This is a genomic window from Microbacterium resistens, from assembly GCF_031456305.1.
GTDB classification, from domain to species: Bacteria; Actinomycetota; Actinomycetes; order Actinomycetales; family Microbacteriaceae; genus Microbacterium; species Microbacterium resistens_A.
Window position 1 is genome coordinate 72,854 of record NZ_JAVDUM010000007.1, and the last position, 16,806, is coordinate 89,659.

The window sequence follows — 16,806 nt, forward strand, 5'->3', positions numbered from 1 at the left end:
AGAGGAGGGGGCTCGCAGACGCCGGATGAGGCTAGTGGGCGGTCTCGCCCGGGGCGAAGACGGCCTTGAAGGTGCGGAAGAGGATGTTCAGATCGCCCGTGAGGGACCAGTTCTCGACGTAGTAGAGGTCGAGACGGATCGCGTCCTCCCAGCTGAGGGAGGAGCGTCCGCTGACCTGCCAGAGACCGCTCATTCCCGGCTTCACGATGAGGCGGCGCTGTGCGGCGTCGTCGTAGAGAGCGACCTCGCCCTCGCGCTGCGGACGGGGGCCGACCAGGCTCATCGAGCCGAGGAAGACGTTGAACAGCTGCGGCAGCTCGTCGAGCGAGTACTTGCGGAGGATGCGACCGACGGTGGTGATGCGCGGGTCGTTCTCGACCTTGAACAGCGGCGAGTCCGAGCGGCCCTGGGCGGCGAGCAGGGACTCGAGCTGGGCATCGGCGTCGACGATCATCGAACGGAACTTCATCATCATGAACGGGACGCCGTTCATGCCGATGCGCTCCTGCCCGTAGAGCACGGGGCCCCGGCTGGTCGTCTTGACCAGGATCGCGATGGTGATCAGCACCGGGGAGAGGAGCAGGATCAGCAGCCCCGAGCCGAGCATGTCGAAGGCGCGCTTGGCGACGACCTGGGGTCCGGTGTACCTCGGCGTCTCCACGTGCATCAGGGGGAGCCCCGCGACCGGACGCATGTGGATGCGGGGGCCGCCGATGTCGGTGAGGTTGGGAGCCATGATGAGGTGCTGCTGGCCTGCTTCGAGCTGCCAGCTGAGCTCGCGCACGCGCTCCGCCGCGAGCCCGCTCTCGCTGGAGACGAGCACGGTGTCCGCCTTCGTCTCCTCCAGCGCGTGGGCGAGGTCGTCCAGCCCGCCCAGGACCGGGACCTTGGTCGGCCCGAGGGTGTCGGAGGTTTTCGGCGACGCGGTGCAGACGCCGACGACGACATAGCCGGCCTCCGGCTGCCGGGAGAGCTCGGCGAGGATGCGCAGGTTCGCCTTCGTGTCGCCGACGAGGAGGACACGGGAGACCATGTCGCCACCCTTGCGACGACGCAGCAGCCACCGACGCCACAGCCAGCGGCTGAAGATCAGGACGATGACGCCGAGGGGGAAGCTGATCAGCACGTATCCGCGTGAGATCTCCGCCTGGAGCAGATAGGAGGCGATCGCGAAGAGGCCGAAGAGGCGGAGCGCGCCGTTGACGATGGCCCGGTACTCGCCGCTGCCGTACCCGACCACGCGAGGGCTGCGGGTGTCGTACATGGCGAGTGCCGCCATCCATGCGACGACCAGGAGGGCGGACAGCCCCGTGTAGTCGAGGAGCCCGATGCCGGTGATCCCCGCGTGGCTGATGCCGAGCCATGCGGCCTGCGTCCCGAACACCACGGCGGTGACGACGATGAGATCGCTGACCATCAGGCGGCGGGCATACCCGGACTGCCAGTCGGAGCGCGTGCGTTGCTCGACGCTGGAGCCCTTCAGTCCATGCACACCTTGTTCAGGCGCCATCGATAACCTCCCCTATGGCTCGACGAACACGGTTACGAGACCGCAGCGCGTTTCGAAATCGACGATCGGGCAGGGCTCAGACCGCATAATGATAGCAGTCGTCCAGGTCGTGCCGACATCGCCGACGAGGGCCGCTGGTCTCAGCGTTCCCCTGCGATCCGGCGCCCCGCCAGAGCCCGTTCGAGGAGGACGGCGAGGACCAGGCCGATGCAGGCGCCGGCGGTGTTCGCGAGGATGTCGTTCACGCTCGGAGTCCGGTCGGGAAGCATCACTCCTTGGACGCTCTCGATCGTGAAAGTGGTGAGGAAGGCGATCGGGACGACCAGGTAGCGCTGGCGGGTCAGCATCAGGGTGAGCAGGACGCCGAACGGGATGAACAGGGCGACGTTCGCGCCGAACTCCAGGCGCTCATAGGTCATCAGCGGGATGAGCGCGATGAGCTTCTCCAGGAACGGCGAGATCCCCTTGTCGACGTGCTGCGGCCAGAACGCGACCAGGGAGAGGACGATCGCATAGGCGATGAACCAGACCCAGGGGCGGCGCAGGAGCGGGCGCTCCGAGGCCGGGTCGGGCGCGACGGCGGGAGGCGACGGCGGAGCCGTGGCGAAGCGCCGGGGGAGGGCGTTCCCGTCGTGTTCCATCCGGTTCCCTCCGTGTGCGCGCAAGAGATCCCAGTCTGTCGGCTCCCGGCTGTGCGGAAGCCGACAGGCTCGGAGATCAGAGCGCCAGGCGGTCCTTCACGACCGCGGCGAGACGGTCGGCGTGCCGGCGGGCGGTTTCGCCGTCCGCGGCCTCGACCATCACGCGGACCAGCGGCTCGGTGCCCGAGGCGCGCAGGAGCACACGGCCGGACTCGCCGAGCTCCGCCTCGCACTCGGCGACGGCGGCCTGCACGTCGGCGTCCTCCCGCACGCGGTCCTTGTCGACGTCCCTGACGTTCACGAGGATCTGCGGGTACACCGTCATCACGGCGGCGAGCTCCGCGAGGGTCTTCTTCTGACGTGCCATCTCGGCGACCAGGTGGAGGCCGGTGAGCAGGCCGTCCCCGGTGGTGGCGAAGTCGCTCATGATCACGTGTCCGGACTGCTCGCCGCCGAGGGAGAACGACCCGGCGTTCATGTCCTCCAGCACGTAGCGGTCCCCGACGGCGGTCTGCCGCACGGTGATGCCCTGCTCGCGCATAGCGATGTGCAGGCCGAGGTTGCTCATGACCGTCGCCACCAGGGTGTCCGCCGTGAGGCGCCCCCGCTGCTTCATCGCGACGGCGAGGATCGCCATGATCTGGTCGCCGTCGATGATCGTGCCGTCCGCGTCCACGGCGAGGCAGCGGTCCGCGTCGCCGTCGTGCGCGATGCCGACGTCGGCCCCCACCCGGAGGACCTCCGCGGCCAGCTTGTCCAGGTGGGTCGAGCCGACGCCCTCGTTGATGTTGATCCCGTCGGGATCGGCGCCGATGACCGTGACCTTCGCGCCCGCGTTGCGGAACACCTCAGGGGATGCTCCGGAGGCCGCGCCGTTGGCGCAGTCGACCACGACGTGGAGGCCGTTCAACCGGTTCGGGAGCGAGGCGAGCAGATGCAGGACGTAGCGGTCCTCGGCGTCGGCGAAGCGTCGGACGCGTCCGACGTCGGCGCCGGTCGGCATGAGCTTCGGCCCCGCCATCGCCGCCTCGATGCGCTTCTCGACCTCATCGGGCAGCTTCACGCCGCCACGGGCGAAGATCTTGATGCCGTTGTCGGGGGCGGGGTTGTGCGATGCGGAGATCATGACGCCGAAGTCGGCGTCCACATCCGCGATCAGGAACGCGGCCGCGGGGGTGGGCAGGGTGCCGGCGTCGAGGACGTCGACGCCGGAGGACGCCAGCCCCGCCTCCACGGCGGCGCTGAGGAAGTGCCCCGAGATCCGCGGGTCGCGTGCGACGACCGCGGTGATCCGCTTGCCTGCGGCCTTGCGGGCCTCGGCGATACGGCCCTGGCCCAGGACGACGGCAGTCGCCTGGGCCAGGGAGAGCGCGAGATCGGCGGTGAGGGAGCCGTTGGCCAGCCCCCGTACACCGTCGGTACCGAACAGTGCCATGAATGGAACTGTACGACTCAGCGCTTCGAGTACTGCGGAGCCTTGCGGGCCTTCTTGAGACCGGCCTTCTTCCGCTCCTTCACGCGAGCGTCGCGCGAGAGGAAGCCGGCCTTCTTCAGGGTCGGGCGGTTGTTCTCCAGATCGATGCCGTTCAGCGCACGGGCGATGCCGAGGCGGAGGGCGCCGGCCTGGCCCGAGGGGCCACCGCCGGAGATGCGGGCGATCACGTCGTACGCGCCCGCGAGGTTCAGCACCGTGAACGGGTCGTTGATCAGCTGCTGGTGCAGCTTGTTCGGGAAGTAGTCCTCGAGGGTCCGGCCGTTGACCGTGATGGTGCCGGAGCCGGGGACCAGGCGCACGCGGGCGATGGCCTGCTTGCGCCGGCCCACGGCCGCGCCGGGAACGCTGAGGATGGGGCGGGGTGCCGCCTCCACGATCTCGGCGTCAGGGGTCGAGGTCGAGAAGTTCTGCGGGAAATCGGTGGTTTCCTGGATGTCAGCCACGAGTATGTCCTTATTCTGAGCGGCGCTTACTGGGCGACCTGGTCGAGGGTGTACGTCTTGGGCTGCTGCGCGGCGTGCGGGTGCTCGGCACCGACGTACACCTTCAGCTTGCCCAGCTGCTGACGACCCAGGCTGTTCTTGGGGAGCATGCCGCGGATGGCCTTCTCCACGGCGCGGATCGGGTTCTTCTCGAGCAGCTCGGCGTAGCTGACGGACTTGAGGCCGCCCGGGTAGCCCGAGTGGCGGTAGGCCATCTTCTTCTGAAGCTTCTGACCGGTGAGCGCCACCTTCTCGGCGTTCACGATGATGACGAAGTCACCGGAGTCGATGTGGTTGGCGAACGTCGGCTTGTGCTTGCCGCGCAGGAGCGTTGCGGCGTGCGAGGCGAGACGGCCGAGGACGACGTCGGTGGCGTCGATGACGACCCAGTCACGCTGGACCTGCCCGGCCTTCGGGGTGTAAGTGCGCGTCACGATAGTGCTGCTTTCTTGTCGAACGGAGAAGTTCGTGAATCCCGCTCCGGGGTGCTTCGCCGAGGATGATCCGAGGATCTGCGCCGGCGAAGAGCGCCAGTGGAGGGCTCACGTTCGGGGTGGATCCGCTTCCGAGCACGCCGGAGGGCGGATACCAAAGTGATAGCTTACGGCATCCCGGCCGGAACGCCGAATCGGGGCGACCGCGCCGGGGAGGGCTCAGCCCGCCTCGGCGATGACGAGGATCGGGCGGTGGTCGCTGGATCCCTGCGGCAGCGTCTGGATGCTCGCGATGTCGAGCCCGACCGAGGTGGCGAAGTCGTAGTGGCCGCGGAACACCCGGTAGCGCGTGTAGGTCAGCTCGTCGCTGAGCGTGAGCGTGTAGCCGTGCTCGCGGATCGCCTGCCCGAGGTTCTCCTTGAACACGGGGTAGTTGTAGTCGCCGACCATCAGGATCGGCAGCCCCTCCCCGAGTGCGGACAGCGCGTCGAGGGCGGCACGGATCTGATGGCGACGGAGGGAGTTCAGCGCGGTGAGCGGGGCCGCGTGGAAGGACGCCACGACCAGCTCGCCGCCGGCGTCGATGTCGCGCAGGCGCACGCCCAGCACGCGTTCGTGCGCCGGGCGGAGCACGCGATCGTGCAGGGACTTCTTCAGCTCGAAGGCCTGGATCTCCGAGACGTGGAAGAGGCTCTCCCGGTGGTAGACGGCAAGGCCCAGCCGGTTCCCCTGGGTCGCCTCGGCGAGGGCGAGGCCGCCCAGGCGGGCGGGGAGTGCCTGCGTGTCCGCCTCTTGGAGGCAGAGGATGTCGGCGCCGTGCGCGTCGACGAGCTCTTCGAGCTCGGTCGCGGCGCGGTGCTTGCGCAGGTTGTAGGAGATGACTCTCACAGCTCGTCCCGTTCGCGGCGGTTGCGGGTCTGCTCGGCGCGCGCGGCGAGCAGGTCCGGGGCGGGGTAGCCGACCTCGGTGAGGGTGAGCCCGCGCGCGGGGAGCACGGCGAACGCGCTGGTGCGGGTGAGCGCGTCGCGGAGCAGCGCCGGGTCCTTGACGTCGAGCCGGCCGTCGCCGACGGCCGCGCAGGCGCCGACGAGCGCCCGCACCATGCTGTGGCAGAAGGCGTCCGCCTTCACCTCGGCGACAAGCACGCCGCCCTCGTCCCGGTGCCAGCGGTAGTCCAGCAGGGTGCGGATGGTCGTCGCCTCCTCGCGGGGACGGCAGTACGCGGCGAAGTCGTGCAGCCCGATGAGCGTGCGCGCGGCGGCGTCCATGGCATCGGCGTCGAGGGTCCCGCGCACGCTGGTGGTGTCGTGGCGCGCGAGGGGGTCGTACCCGGTGGCCGCATCGGCGAGCCGGTAGCGGTATCGGCGCCAGACGGCGGAGAACCGCGCGTCGAATCCGTCCGGCGCCGCGCTCGTCCCGCGCACCGTCACGTCGGCGTAGGCGCCGAGGACCCCCCGCATCCGCCCGGCGAGCGAGCCGGCCGGGTCCTGCGCGGCGCGTCCGTTCCTCGCCTCGACCCTGGCCCACTGCGCCTCGTCCAGATCCGCGTGGGCGACCTGTCCGGCCGCGTGGACGCCGGAATCGGTGCGGCCGGCGACGACGAGGCGGACCTCGGAGCCGACGATCCTCGCCAGCGCGTCCTCCAGGGTCCCCTGAACGGTCCGCAGGCCGGGCTGACGCGCCCACCCGCGGAAGTGGGTCCCGTCATAGGCGATGTCGAGGCGGATGCGCACGTCGTTCAGGGTACCGGGCGCGCTGATCCCTCCGCCGTGAGCGGGGAGCGATCATCGCACGCCAGGTATGGATCAGAAACCGTCTCGCCCGGGGCGCTGCGCACGCCGCCGCGAAATGTTGGTCGCGGCGGATCCCCCGTTGCCGCCATCCCCCACATCCGATTCCCCCGGAGGATCACATGGAAGACGCTCGCCTCACCGAGGGCGTGTCACGCCGCACGCTCGTCAAGGGCGCCGCCTGGTCGCTGCCCGTCATCGCGGTCGCCGCGGCGACGCCGCTCGCCGCCGCCTCGACCGGCACGGTCGAAGGGTTCGCGGTCGAAGGCACCTGCGGCCTGCTCGGCGCGCTCGGACCCGGCTTCACCGTGAAGGCCGGAACCACGCCGATCCCGGTCGGGACGACGATCCTCGTCCAGACCTCGGGCGTGCTGGCGCTCAACCTCATCTCGCTGTCGGGCCAGGGGCTCGCCGAGCTCAACCTCCTGTCCAACAAGCAGATCGCGATCACCCTGACCGCGCCGATCCCCGCCGGGAGCCAGCTGAACATCCAGTGGCTGCTCAGCGTGACGGTCCTCACCACCACCTCCGCGACCCTCACCCTGCCGACCGGCTACACCGCCGGCGCCGGCACCAAGTCGCTGGGCTCGCTGCGGCAGACGCTGATCCTCTGCACGCCGTCCTGATCGGTCCTGCCCCTGATGAAGCCGCATCGCACGCCGCGATGCGGCTTCATCGCGTTCCGGGCCCGAGGCCCGGAACGGCCGCTACCATTGCGATGTGCCAGGAGCCTTGAGCGTCATACCCGCGCTGATCGTCGCCGCCGTGCTCGTCGTGAGCGGGATCGCGAAACTGCGTCACCCCGACGACGAGGCCGGATGGGCCGAGATGGGGGTGCCCGCCGCACTGCGCCGGCCCTTCCTCCTGCGGCTGCACCCCTGGGGCGAGATCGTCCTGGGTGTGGCGATGCTGCTGCTGGGCGGCCTCCTCGGCGCGGCCGCGGCCCTCGCCGCGACGGCGCTCATGACGGCTTACCTCGTGCTGGTCGTCCGCGTGGTCCGCAGTGCCGACGACGCGTCCTGCGCCTGCTTCGGGACGAAGCGCGCGGTCACCCGCGTGACGATCATCCGCAACTCCTGGTACGTGGCGCTGTCCCTCCTCGCTCTCGCGACGGCATGGGCAAACCCGCTCTGGGGCGGTCCGCTCGCCGCGGTCGGGGCCTCCGGCTGGGGGTGGATCGCCGGGCTCGCCGCCGCGGCGATCACCGTCGCCGTCACACTATGGCCGGAGCCCGTCATCGCCCCCGAGCCCGTCCTGTCCGGCCCGTCCGTCCCGGCGGGGGAGGGCGTGGAGGAGCTCGACTACGTCCGCACCAGGACGCCCTCGGTCCCGGTCATCCGCGCAGACGGCGTGACGGTCGACCTCCGGCAGCTGAGCATGAGTCAGCCGCTCATCCTGCTCGCTGTGAAGCCCGGATGCGGTGCCTGCCTGCCGGTGCTCGCGAAGGTCGGCGAATGGCGGGAGCTCCTGCCCGAGGTGTCGGTCCGCCTGCTGTTGTCGAGCCATCCGGAGAACGACGCGGCCGCCGAGCACGACGAGCCGCAGTCGCTGCACGACCCGAACCAGTACGTCCGCGGGTCCATCGCCGACTGGGCGACGCCCACCGCCATCCTCCTCGGCGCGGACGGGATGCTCGCGGGCGGGCCCGTCACGGGCTACCCCGACATCTCCGCCTTCATCGAGGACGTCTACGAGAGCCTGCACGGCGAGCGTCCGCCGGTATCGCAGCCGGCGGACTGAGAGCTGCGGGCCTACAGGCCCGACCAGCGGGGGATCGGCCACAGGATGACCACGGCCTTCCCGACGATGCCGGACCGGTGGGCCCAGCGCCAGCAGGAATCCCCGGGATCCCCCCCCGTGTCGTTGGCCGCGCGGCAGTTCGCCGCCGAGTCGGACGAGAACGACCGGTGGTCGCCGAGCATCAGGTAGGAGTCCTCCGGCACGGTCACCGCGGGGAGGCATCGACGGGAGGCGGGCACCGTGGTGCAGTCCAGCGTCCCCGGCGTGAACGGGAAGTTCTCGAAGATGTAGGGCTCGTCCAGGGGCTTGCCGTCGACGATCAGCGAGCCGTCCGCCGTGCAGCACTCCACGGTCTGGCCGGGGCCGGCGATCACGCGCTTGACGAGCGTGTGCGGGCCGGAGGGGCCGAAGCCGCTCACCTCGCCGACCCAGCGCAGGACAGCCTTGAGCGGGTTCCCCTCATCGGTCGGATGCACACCCCAGGTCTCGTCGGCGTCGAAGACGACGACATCGCCTGTCGCGGGCTCCGCGCCCACGAACGCGAGGCGGTTGACGAGGACGCGGTCCCCGATCTGAAGCGTCTGCTCCATCGACCCCGAGGGGACCGAGTAGGGCTTCGCGACGAAGGAGAGGAGAGCGCCGACGACCACGAAGGCGGCGAACAGATGGAACCAGGTGCTGCCCAGGACGCGTCGCCAGCGAGGGCGGGGCGTCGCGGTCTCCGATGTGGTCACCGTCCCATCCTGCCCTGCCCGCGTCCGCGTCGCCTCGGAATCGCCCCCGAACCTGGTCCGCGAGTCGGGGGCGTGGCACGATGGCGAGGGGGCGGCCCAAGGAAAGGCGAAGCGGAGTGAGCGCGACCACCACGCGTCTGGTCATCCCCGACGTCCTTCGCGGCATCGCGATCATCGCGATGCTGATCGCCCACGCCTTCCCGCTCCTTCCCGGAGCCCCTCGGGCGCTCCTGTACGCCACCGGCGTCGTCAACGACCTCGCGTCCCCGCTGTTCGCACTCGTCATGGGGATGTCGGCGCAGCTGATGTGGAACGCGTCGAGCCAGGTCGGGCGGACGCTCCTGCAACAGGCGCTCCGCGGGCTCGTGCTCATCGCCCTCGGCGTCTGGATCACCATGTGGGGCTCCTGGGTGGCGGTCGTGCTCGCCTATCTCGGTCTCCTCCTGCTGGTCGGCGCGCCCCTGCTGCGTCTGGGGTCGCGCTGGGTGGCGGGGATCGCGCTCGCGGTCGCGCTGCTCAGCGATCCGCTCAACGCCATCGCGCGCACGCAGCTCTGGATCCTGGGCACCGACCCCGCCGTGCGCCTTCTCGCCGACCTCACCGTCCTCGGGACCTCACACCGGCTGACGAACCTGCTCCCCTTCTTCCTCCTGGGTGCCCTGTTGCTGCGGCACGGCGCGCGACGCGATCGGGTGCTCTGGGGGATGGCGGCCATCGCGCCGCTCGCCTATCTGGTGCGTCCGGTGGCCGAGCGGATCAGCGGGCAGACGATGACGCAGTCCGGGACGTACGGCGACACGCTGCACGACGTGGGGCTCGTCTTCTCGGCCTATGTCGTGGTCGTGCTCCTCGCAACGAGCGATCGCGCCGGCCCCGCCCGAGTGATCGGGATGGTCTTCGCCCCGCTGCGCGTGTGGGGGCGGCTCGCCCTGAGCCTGTATCTCCTCCATGCCGGGATCATCGCGGTCTGGCTGCATCTGCGTGGCTTTCCCGCCGTCGTGGAGCCGGTCGGATGGCTCCTCACCGTCGTGCTCCCGCTGGCACTGACTCTGGGGTGGGACCGGTGGGTGGGCGTCGGGCCGATGGAGTGGGCGATGGGGTGGATCACCGCGCGGCCCAAGCCCTTCCGAGGGGCACGGCCCGGACTCCTCGTCGAGGGGCAGTGCTGCTCCGTCGCATAATGAATTGGGCGTTGTCCGATAGTGTGCGATACTTGCCCGGAGAGCACGACTCGCCGACGGCAGCTGGGAAAACTTCCGCGGCAGGAAGGCGCGCTCTTACCGCGGTGTGGGGCCGCGGTAGCGCTGTCACGGCCCTGGGGCGTCGTGCGCGACTCTGGGGAGGCCGACGTTGGGGAACGTCATCGACGCGATGACCATCGTGCGCTCGCTGAGGAACGGACATGAGAATCCGGTCGGCGCCCGCCGCTTCCGGAGCGTGCTGGTCACCAGCCATGTCCTCGACGCCGGCATGGAGTGGACCTGGGATCCGCCGGAGCTCGGGGACGACGCGTTCGCGGGGCTCGTCTTCGCCCAGGGCGGTCTTCGTCTCGGCGCCTCCGACGGCGGCCTCGACCCGATGGTCCCCGATGCCGGGCACTTCCTCCACCCCCGTCGCGTCCACCGTCTGGTGGGCGTCGAGTCGGGGCCGGTGGCATGCATCTGGCTGCCCTGGAGCGCGCTGGTCGAGATCGAGGACGGCGTGCGCTCGCCGTCGAGCGTGATCGCAGCGACTCCCCTCTCCTCGGGCCTTCGTGCGTTCCTCACCGCGATCCTCACCCAGCCCGCGGCGCCGACCCAGTACACGGACTACCTGGTGGAGCGGTCCCTCGTCGAGATGGTGTTCGGCGTCCTCATCGAGGTCGCGGCCAAGGGCGTCGCGACCGGTCGGGAGCCGCGTGCGATCGATCGTGCGCGATCCCTCATGCTCATCCGCCGGGAGGACCCCGACTTCAACATCGGCGAGCTCGCGGCCGAGATGCACATGTCCACCCGCCACCTCCAGCGCCTCTTCGCCGAGGAGAAGAGCTCGCCCGCGGACGAGCTGCGCCGCACGAGGGTGGAGCTGGCCAAGGAGCTGCTGAACGACCCCACATACGCGCCGCTGTCGGTGGAGGAGATCGCCCTGCACTCCGGCTTCGGGACGGCGGCGGGCCTTCGCCGGGCGTTCGCGGCCTTCGGGCTGCCGAGCCCCGCGCATGCGCGCCGTACCGGACCGGCCGCGGCGTAGCGCCGGGATGTCGGGCCGGCGGCGGCTCCGCATCCGGTTGAGTCGGATAGCGACTGCTGTAGTAATGTCGAGGAATTATGGATTGGCGCCCGAATCGTGGGCAAACGAGGGGGATCGTCAATGGATCTGCGCGACTATTTGAGAGTGTTCCGGGCACACTGGCTCGGGATGATCCTCATCATCGTTGCGGGCGTCGCCGTCGCCTTCGGGTGGACCCTGCTCCAGCCGAAGGTCTACACCGCGGACACGACGGCCGTCGTGCAGCCCAAGGGGTCGTCGCAGGGCGGCTCCGGTGATCTCGGCTCCGCCTCGATCGGCAACACGCTCGCGATCGCGAAGGTCAAGACCTACGTCGAACTGGGGCAGTCGCGCGCCGTGGCCGATCGTGTGATCAAGGAGCTCGGCCTGGACGCGTCGCCGGAGTCGCTGGTCTCGCGGGTGTCGGTCAGCAACACGCTCGACACGCCGTCGATCCGCATCTCCGCGTCCGCCTCGACGCCGGAGCAGGCGCGCGACGTCGCCGAGGCGTGGGCGCAGGCCATGGTCGCAGAGGTGGAGAAGCTCGAATCGGGCGGCGCGATGGTCCTCACCCCCATCGACTCGGCACGGCTTCCCGCGAGCCCCTCCTCGCCGAACCTGCGCCTCGCCCTCCTGATCGGTGCGCTCGCCGGTCTCGCGATCGCGATCGCCTACGGTCTGCTCCGCTACACCCTCGACCGCCGCATCCGCTCCGTGGAGTCTGTGGAGAAGGAGACCGGCGTCGCGGTCGTCGGGACCATCCCCGAGGAGAAGACCTTCACCGCCGACAACCGCCTCATCCCCTTCGACGGCGGGAACACCACGGGCAGCGCGAACGCCCACCTGTTCCCGATCGCCGAGGCGATGCGCGAGCTGCGCACCAACATCCAGTTCATGGACGTCGACAACCCGCCGCGGATCATGGTCGTCACCAGCCCGCTGCCCGGTGACGGCAAGTCGACGACGGCGTCGAACCTGGCGATCACGCTCGCGTCGAGCGGCCAGCGCGTCGTCCTCATCGACGGCGACCTGCGTCGTCCCATGATCAGCACGATCTTCGGCCTCACCGCCGGCGCCGGCGTCTCGGACGTGCTCGCCGGGCGGGCCAAGGTCTCCGACGTCGCCCAGCGCTTCGGTGACGGCAACCTCCTCGTCGTGGGCGCGGGCAAGGTGCCGCCGAACCCCAGCGAGGTGCTCGGGTCGTCGCGCATGCGCGAGCTGCTCGCCTCGATCGCGCGGGAGGCGGTCGTCATCATCGACGCACCTCCGCTGATCCCGGTGACCGATGCCGCCGTGCTCGCGCACAGCGCGGACGGCGCCATCGTGGTGGCCACCGTCGGCAAGACCACGTACGAGGTGCTGGGCAAGGCCCTGAGCAACCTCGAGCGGGCGGACGCGCGTGCCCTGGGCATCGTCCTGAACCGCGTCCCGCGACGCGGCGCGGGAGCCGCGTACTACGGCTACCAGTACCACGGCGAGTACTACCGCCGGGAGACCGAGAAAGGCAACGACAAGAGCGCCGGCGAGATCACCAGGTCGTGACCGTCGTGATCACGCCCGTCGACGTCGTCGCCCTCGGAGCAGTCGTCCGCATCGCATTGCCGGACGACGCGCCCGAGGCGCTCGTGGAGAGCATCCGCACCGTCTGGAGAGGGGCGATCGTCGAGGGGCGGACACCGGATCGCACGATCGACCTGATCCCCGGTGACGAGGACCAGGTGCTCGAGACCCTGTCCATGCGAGTCACCCTGGAGGCCCTGGACCATCGCCGCGGCGGCCTGATCATGTTCCACGCGGCGGGCGTCGCCGACGAGCGGGGCCGGGTCGCTGCGTTCGTCGGGCCGTCCGGGCGCGGCAAGACGACGCTCAGCCGTGCGCTCAGCCAGGAGTACGGCTATGTCTCCGACGAGACGATAGGGGTGGACGTCGACCTCCGGATCCACCCGTACCGCAAGCCGCTCTCGGTGGTTCGTCCCGCCCTGCCGAAGAAGCAGATCTCTCCCGAGGACGCGGGGATGAAGGGTCTGCCCTCCGCCGCGCTGCGCCTCTCGGCGCTCGCGCTCCTCGAACGCGACCCGGGACTGGACGCCGTGCGCGTCGAGCACGTCCCCTTCCTCGACGCGGTCCCCGACCTCGTGCCCCAGCTGAGCTATCTCGCCGATCTGGAGCGCCCGCTGCAGGAGCTCGCGGAGCTGTGCGACGCGGTCGGGGGAGTGGTCCGGCTGAGCTATCCGGACGCCTCCACGGTCGCCGCGACCGTTCCCGCGCTCCTGGACAGCTCGCCCCAGGACCGTGCATGGCAGCCAGCGCCGCCCGCCGTCGACGGAGGCCCTTTCGACACGAGCCCCTCCCGGGATGCGATCCTCGTGGACGAGCGGCTCGCGCTGCTCGCCGACGGCCGGGTGCAGGTGCTGGACGGGATCGCGCCGGTGATCTGGCTCTCGGCCCGTGCGGGGCTCGATCTCGACGGGATCGTCGCCGCGGTGGTCGAGGCCTTCGGCGCACCGGACGGTGCCGACGCGCGGGAGCTCGTAGGGGCGGCCGCGGACGAGCTGGTCGCCGCCGGTGTCCTCACCGCGCGCTGATCATCCGATCTGATCGTCCCCGATCGGATCGTTCCCGATGGAGTCGTTCCCGATGGGGTCGTTCCGCCGGTAGGCCGACGGGCTGGGCAGTCCTTCCGCGCGCATGGCGCGGCGCAGCTGCAGCGCCGAGGAGAAGCCCGAGTACCGGGCGAGCTCGTCGACGGTGAGGCGCGCGTAGACCGCGTTGCGCAGCAGCGACTCGGCGAGCTCGACCCGCATGCGGCGGAGCGCGTCGCCGGGCGTCGTCTCGAGGCGCGCGAAGGCGCGCTGCAGCTGTCGTGCCGAGATGTGCAGCTCCGCGGCGAGCTGGGCGGGGCCGAACGCCGGGTCCTCCCGGTTCATCAGCATGGCCGAGCGCGCGCGTTCGAGGAGGGAGGAGGAGCTGCGCTGGGCGGACTCCACCGACTCCTGCTCGAGGAGCGCGCCGAAGATCATCTCGGCGAGGAGACGCTCGACCGCATAGCGGGCCATCGAGGACCCCTCGTCCGGCTGTCGGGCGAGGGAGTAGGCGAACGCGCGCAGGCCGGTCGTCAAGGGGGATGACGGCAGGTCGGAACGCCCGGGGACCGTGCCCTCCGTGAAGTCGACCAGCGCCTCGATCGGTGTCCAGACCGCCAGCACCTCGGTGCTGCGGTCCCACTCGATCGAGAGCGTCTCCCCGGGTGGGAGGAAGAGCCCGATGCGGTCGCTGTCGGCGGCGGGAGGGATCCCCTTGCCGTCGCCGGTCAGGATGACGGCGGCATGGGTGAGGGGCGCCTGGCCATCGCCCCAGGCCCAGACGGTGGACTCGCGTGTCCGGTGCAGGGTCACGTCGATCGAGCGGAAGGAACGGGCGGCGAGCAGGCCGGAGCCGTGGGCGTCGAGGCCCAGGTGGTTGGCGAGCAACCGCGTGATCGCAGAAGCGGGCATCTTCTCGGGGAGGGGTGGGGGATCGCGGCAGGTGCACGCAGGCGCCGGCCGATCCGGAGCGGGGGACAGCCGGACACTCGCTAGGCTACCAAGGGAGCGATTCGGGAAAGGGGCACCGTGCGGATCGGAGACGACGTGGCGTGGACGCAGAGCGATCAGCGCATCGTCGCGCTCGATCTCTCGCGGCCCGATGCGACGCCGCTCGTGCTGGAGGGCACCGCCGCCTTCGTCTGGGAGGAGATCGCGCTGGAGGGACCGCTCACGGTGGAGGCGCTGGTCGAGAACATCGCCGTCGCCTTCGAGCTCCCGTCGGATCAGATCCGTCAGGATGTGGAGGGCGTGATCGCCCGGCTCCGCGAGGACGCGCTGGTCGACGGCTAGCCAGGGGAACGCCGCCGCCGACCACGGCGGCTGACGCCCTGCGCGGGCGCGTGTATGGTCATGGTCAGGATGTCGAGGGAGGGGAGTCGATGGACACGCTCGCATCGAACTTCTCGCTCACCGAGGCGAACGAGCTCACCCATGCCTACCTCGCCGTGGTCTCGCAGCGCAGCGGCATTCGTGCCCTGTCCATCAAGGGCCTGGTCTCTGACCGGTACGAGCTGCGCGAGCCGCGCATCGCGGCAGATGCGGACGTCCTCGTCGACCCGAGGCGGTTCGACGAGTTCTGCGAGCTGCTGAAGGCGGGCGGCTGGCGGCCGAGGCTCGAACGGGACGTCCCGTCGCTGATGGAGCAGCACTCGGTGACCCTGATCAGGGAGGGGTGGCCGAACGACATCGACGTCCATGTGTACTTCCCCGGGTTCTTCGCCGACCGTGCGGCCACGTTCGACCGGCTCTGGGAGACGCGCGCCTCGATGGAGGTGGCGCACGTCGACATCGCCGTCCCGTCCCGCGCCGGAGCGGCCGTGATCGGCGCGCTGCACTCGCTGCGGTACACGCGGTCGATCCGTCATTCCTCGGAGCTCGAGCGCATCGTCGACATCGTGGCGAACGACTTCGACGATGCGGATCGCGAGGACTTCCTCGGCATCGCCCGCGCGGGAGCCGCGCAGTGGGTGCTGGGCGAGGTGCTGGAGCGGATCGGGGTCCCCGTCGTCGTCGACATCGACGCGCACCAGCAGCGGCTCTGGGCGACGAACCGGAAGACGATCGAGGACGGCGCCGCGGTGTCCTGGCTCGCCGCCTTCCGCGGCGCGCCGTTGCATCGCAAGCCCGCTCTCCTCTTCCGCGCCCTCTGGATCTCGCGGGACGACATCCCGCGGAACGACCCGTTGCACCGGCCGACCGTGGCCGAGGCCTGGGCGCACCGGCGTCTGCGCTGGCGGCGCGGCGCGATCGCGCTGTGGCACTACCTGCGAGGGACGTTCGGGCGGAGCTGAGCGGCGCCTCAGCCGATGGCGATCCGGACGACGCGCTCCACCTCGTCGAGGGCGGGGACGAGCTGTGCCGCCGACTCCTCGTAGACGGAGAAGGGCTGCCGATACGGGTCCACGATGTCCTCGTCCCCCGTTGCGGGAGCCGTTCCCCGGCGGTCCGCGACCGTCGTCACGACCGCCGTCAACCGGGTGCGCGGATCGCTGCCCGCAGCGGCGGCGGCCCTCTGCAGCTCCTCGTCCGAGAGCGTCCGGGCGAGCCGGGCGAACTCGCGGAGCGCGAAGGTGCGGCGCAGTCCGCTGGGCGCGAGGTGGACGGCGAACGTGCGATGCTCGGCGGTCATGCCGAGGACGAGGTCGGCGCCGAGCCGCTGCTCCGTGAGGAGTCGCGCCTCGTGGTCGGACACGAGCACCGGGTCGGCACCCGCGGCGAGCGCGATCCGCTGAGCGGGCTCGGGCATCCCATGACCGACCAGGGCCTGCGTCCCGGCGCTCGCGACGCGGATGTCCAGATCGCTCAGCCGGGTGGCGAGCAGGGTCGCGGCCAGCGGCGAGCGGCAGATGTTGCCCGTGCACACGGTGAGGATGGTCGGCTGCTGCGGTTCCTTGTCCGCCCCGGACGAGGCGAACATCGTCGCGAGGGAGAAGTCGCCACCCGTTGGCGCGTCCCGGGGGGCGTCGTGGGGGACGCTGCTCTCTGGCGCATCCGGGGCGGTGGCAGGAGCCTCAGCGGCTGGGGGAGTCTCGCCGGCCCTGGGGGCCGTGTCGTCCGCGGGGGTCGCGTCGGCCTGCTGCGCGGCCTCGGCGTGCAGGCGGCGCCACTCGCGGCGCGTCAGCGGGCGTCCGGTGCTGTCGTCCATGGC

The 16,806-nt window shown here is 70.7% G+C and carries 18 protein-coding genes; 8 read left to right on the forward strand and 10 right to left on the reverse strand.

Annotation, left to right across the window (positions count from 1 at the left end):
- Positions 1–31: 31 nt before the first annotated feature.
- From J2Y69_RS09210 to truA, 7 genes are all read right to left on the reverse strand, one after another.
- A complete protein-coding gene (locus J2Y69_RS09210) occupies positions 32–1,510 on the reverse strand; it encodes a sugar transferase (protein ID WP_310019866.1) in 1,479 nt (492 codons plus the stop codon).
- Between the two features lie 140 nt (positions 1,511–1,650).
- Positions 1,651–2,151: a VanZ family protein gene (locus J2Y69_RS09215; protein ID WP_310019867.1), complete on the reverse strand. Its 501-nt coding sequence runs from the start codon at positions 2,149–2,151 to the stop codon at positions 1,651–1,653.
- 76 nt (positions 2,152–2,227) lie between these two features.
- Positions 2,228–3,586, reverse strand: a complete 1,359-nt coding sequence (gene glmM, locus J2Y69_RS09220) for a phosphoglucosamine mutase (protein WP_310019870.1) — start codon at positions 3,584–3,586, stop codon at positions 2,228–2,230.
- A gap of 17 nt (positions 3,587–3,603) precedes the next feature.
- Positions 3,604–4,089 (reverse strand): 30S ribosomal protein S9, encoded by a 486-nt coding sequence (rpsI, locus tag J2Y69_RS09225; protein ID WP_310019873.1) that lies wholly within the window; start codon positions 4,087–4,089, stop codon positions 3,604–3,606.
- A 26-nt stretch (positions 4,090–4,115) separates the two neighbouring features.
- Positions 4,116–4,562, reverse strand: coding sequence for a 50S ribosomal protein L13 (gene rplM, locus J2Y69_RS09230; RefSeq protein ID WP_310019875.1), 447 nt, complete (start codon positions 4,560–4,562; stop codon positions 4,116–4,118).
- Positions 4,563–4,781: 219 nt separating this feature from the next.
- Positions 4,782–5,450: an endonuclease/exonuclease/phosphatase family protein gene (locus tag J2Y69_RS09235; RefSeq protein WP_310019876.1), complete on the reverse strand. Its 669-nt coding sequence runs from the start codon at positions 5,448–5,450 to the stop codon at positions 4,782–4,784.
- Positions 5,447–6,295, reverse strand: coding sequence for a tRNA pseudouridine(38-40) synthase TruA (truA, locus tag J2Y69_RS09240; RefSeq protein ID WP_310019879.1), 849 nt, complete (start codon positions 6,293–6,295; stop codon positions 5,447–5,449). Before truA ends, J2Y69_RS09235 begins: the two co-directional genes overlap by 4 nt.
- 179 nt (positions 6,296–6,474) lie before the next feature.
- Here truA and J2Y69_RS09245 point away from each other — a divergent pair, with 179 nt between their 5' ends.
- A complete protein-coding gene (locus tag J2Y69_RS09245; protein WP_310019881.1) occupies positions 6,475–6,978 on the forward strand; it encodes a hypothetical protein in 504 nt (167 codons plus the stop codon).
- A 106-nt stretch (positions 6,979–7,084) separates the two neighbouring features.
- Complete coding sequence (locus tag J2Y69_RS09250) at positions 7,085–8,092, forward strand: MauE/DoxX family redox-associated membrane protein (RefSeq protein WP_310019883.1); 1,008 nt, start codon at positions 7,085–7,087, stop codon at positions 8,090–8,092.
- An 11-nt stretch (positions 8,093–8,103) separates the two neighbouring features.
- Here J2Y69_RS09250 and lepB read toward each other — a convergent pair whose 3' ends face one another.
- Positions 8,104–8,826: a signal peptidase I gene (gene lepB / locus J2Y69_RS09255; RefSeq protein ID WP_310019885.1), complete on the reverse strand. Its 723-nt coding sequence runs from the start codon at positions 8,824–8,826 to the stop codon at positions 8,104–8,106.
- A 116-nt stretch (positions 8,827–8,942) separates the two neighbouring features.
- Between lepB and J2Y69_RS09260 the strand changes: the two genes are divergently transcribed.
- The 4 genes from J2Y69_RS09260 (at position 8,943) to J2Y69_RS09275 (ending at position 13,658) form a co-directional block, all read left to right on the forward strand.
- Positions 8,943–10,007: a heparan-alpha-glucosaminide N-acetyltransferase domain-containing protein gene (locus J2Y69_RS09260; RefSeq protein WP_310019888.1), complete on the forward strand. Its 1,065-nt coding sequence runs from the start codon at positions 8,943–8,945 to the stop codon at positions 10,005–10,007.
- A 169-nt stretch (positions 10,008–10,176) separates the two neighbouring features.
- A complete protein-coding gene (locus J2Y69_RS09265) occupies positions 10,177–11,055 on the forward strand; it encodes an AraC family transcriptional regulator (RefSeq protein WP_310019890.1) in 879 nt (292 codons plus the stop codon).
- A gap of 120 nt (positions 11,056–11,175) precedes the next feature.
- Positions 11,176–12,615: a tyrosine-protein kinase domain-containing protein gene (locus tag J2Y69_RS09270; RefSeq protein ID WP_310019892.1), complete on the forward strand. Its 1,440-nt coding sequence runs from the start codon at positions 11,176–11,178 to the stop codon at positions 12,613–12,615.
- Positions 12,612–13,658: a P-loop NTPase family protein gene (locus tag J2Y69_RS09275; RefSeq protein ID WP_310019895.1), complete on the forward strand. Its 1,047-nt coding sequence runs from the start codon at positions 12,612–12,614 to the stop codon at positions 13,656–13,658. The genes J2Y69_RS09270 and J2Y69_RS09275 overlap by 4 nt, the downstream gene beginning before the upstream one ends.
- Here the strand turns inward: J2Y69_RS09275 and J2Y69_RS09280 are convergent, their stop codons facing one another.
- Positions 13,659–14,567: a helix-turn-helix domain-containing protein gene (locus tag J2Y69_RS09280; protein ID WP_310019896.1), complete on the reverse strand. Its 909-nt coding sequence runs from the start codon at positions 14,565–14,567 to the stop codon at positions 13,659–13,661. It lies immediately after the preceding gene.
- A gap of 117 nt (positions 14,568–14,684) precedes the next feature.
- Between J2Y69_RS09280 and J2Y69_RS09285 the strand changes: the two genes are divergently transcribed.
- Both J2Y69_RS09285 and J2Y69_RS09290 read left to right on the forward strand, forming a co-directional pair.
- The gene (locus J2Y69_RS09285) at positions 14,685–14,948 is read left to right on the forward strand and encodes a PqqD family protein (protein WP_310019898.1); all 264 of its coding nucleotides are present in this window, start codon (positions 14,685–14,687) and stop codon (positions 14,946–14,948) included.
- A gap of 89 nt (positions 14,949–15,037) precedes the next feature.
- On the forward strand, positions 15,038–15,949 hold the full coding sequence (locus J2Y69_RS09290; RefSeq protein WP_310019900.1) for a nucleotidyltransferase family protein: 912 nt from the start codon (positions 15,038–15,040) through the stop codon (positions 15,947–15,949).
- 8 nt (positions 15,950–15,957) lie between these two features.
- On the opposite strand, the gene J2Y69_RS09295 is transcribed toward J2Y69_RS09290, so the two are convergent.
- Entirely contained in the window at positions 15,958–16,803 is an 846-nt protein-coding gene (locus tag J2Y69_RS09295; RefSeq protein WP_310019902.1) for an arsenate reductase/protein-tyrosine-phosphatase family protein, read from the reverse strand.
- Positions 16,804–16,806: the final 3 nt, after the last annotated feature.

Excerpts from the sequence above, each read along its gene's own strand:
- glmM (WP_310019870.1), bottom strand. The coding sequence starts at position 3,586 with ATGGCACTGTTCGGTACCGACGGTGTACGGGGGCTGGCCAACGGCTCC.
- J2Y69_RS09215 (WP_310019867.1), bottom strand. The coding sequence starts at position 2,151 with ATGGAACACGACGGGAACGCCCTCCCCCGGCGCTTCGCCACGGCTCCG.
- J2Y69_RS09270 (WP_310019892.1), top strand. The coding sequence starts at position 11,176 with ATGGATCTGCGCGACTATTTGAGAGTGTTCCGGGCACACTGGCTCGGG.
- J2Y69_RS09295 (WP_310019902.1), bottom strand. The coding sequence starts at position 16,803 with ATGGACGACAGCACCGGACGCCCGCTGACGCGCCGCGAGTGGCGCCGC.
- J2Y69_RS09280 (WP_310019896.1), bottom strand. The coding sequence starts at position 14,567 with ATGCCCGCTTCTGCGATCACGCGGTTGCTCGCCAACCACCTGGGCCTC.
- J2Y69_RS09290 (WP_310019900.1), top strand. The coding sequence starts at position 15,038 with ATGGACACGCTCGCATCGAACTTCTCGCTCACCGAGGCGAACGAGCTC.
- J2Y69_RS09210 (WP_310019866.1), bottom strand. The coding sequence starts at position 1,510 with ATGGCGCCTGAACAAGGTGTGCATGGACTGAAGGGCTCCAGCGTCGAG.
- J2Y69_RS09245 (WP_310019881.1), top strand. The coding sequence starts at position 6,475 with ATGGAAGACGCTCGCCTCACCGAGGGCGTGTCACGCCGCACGCTCGTC.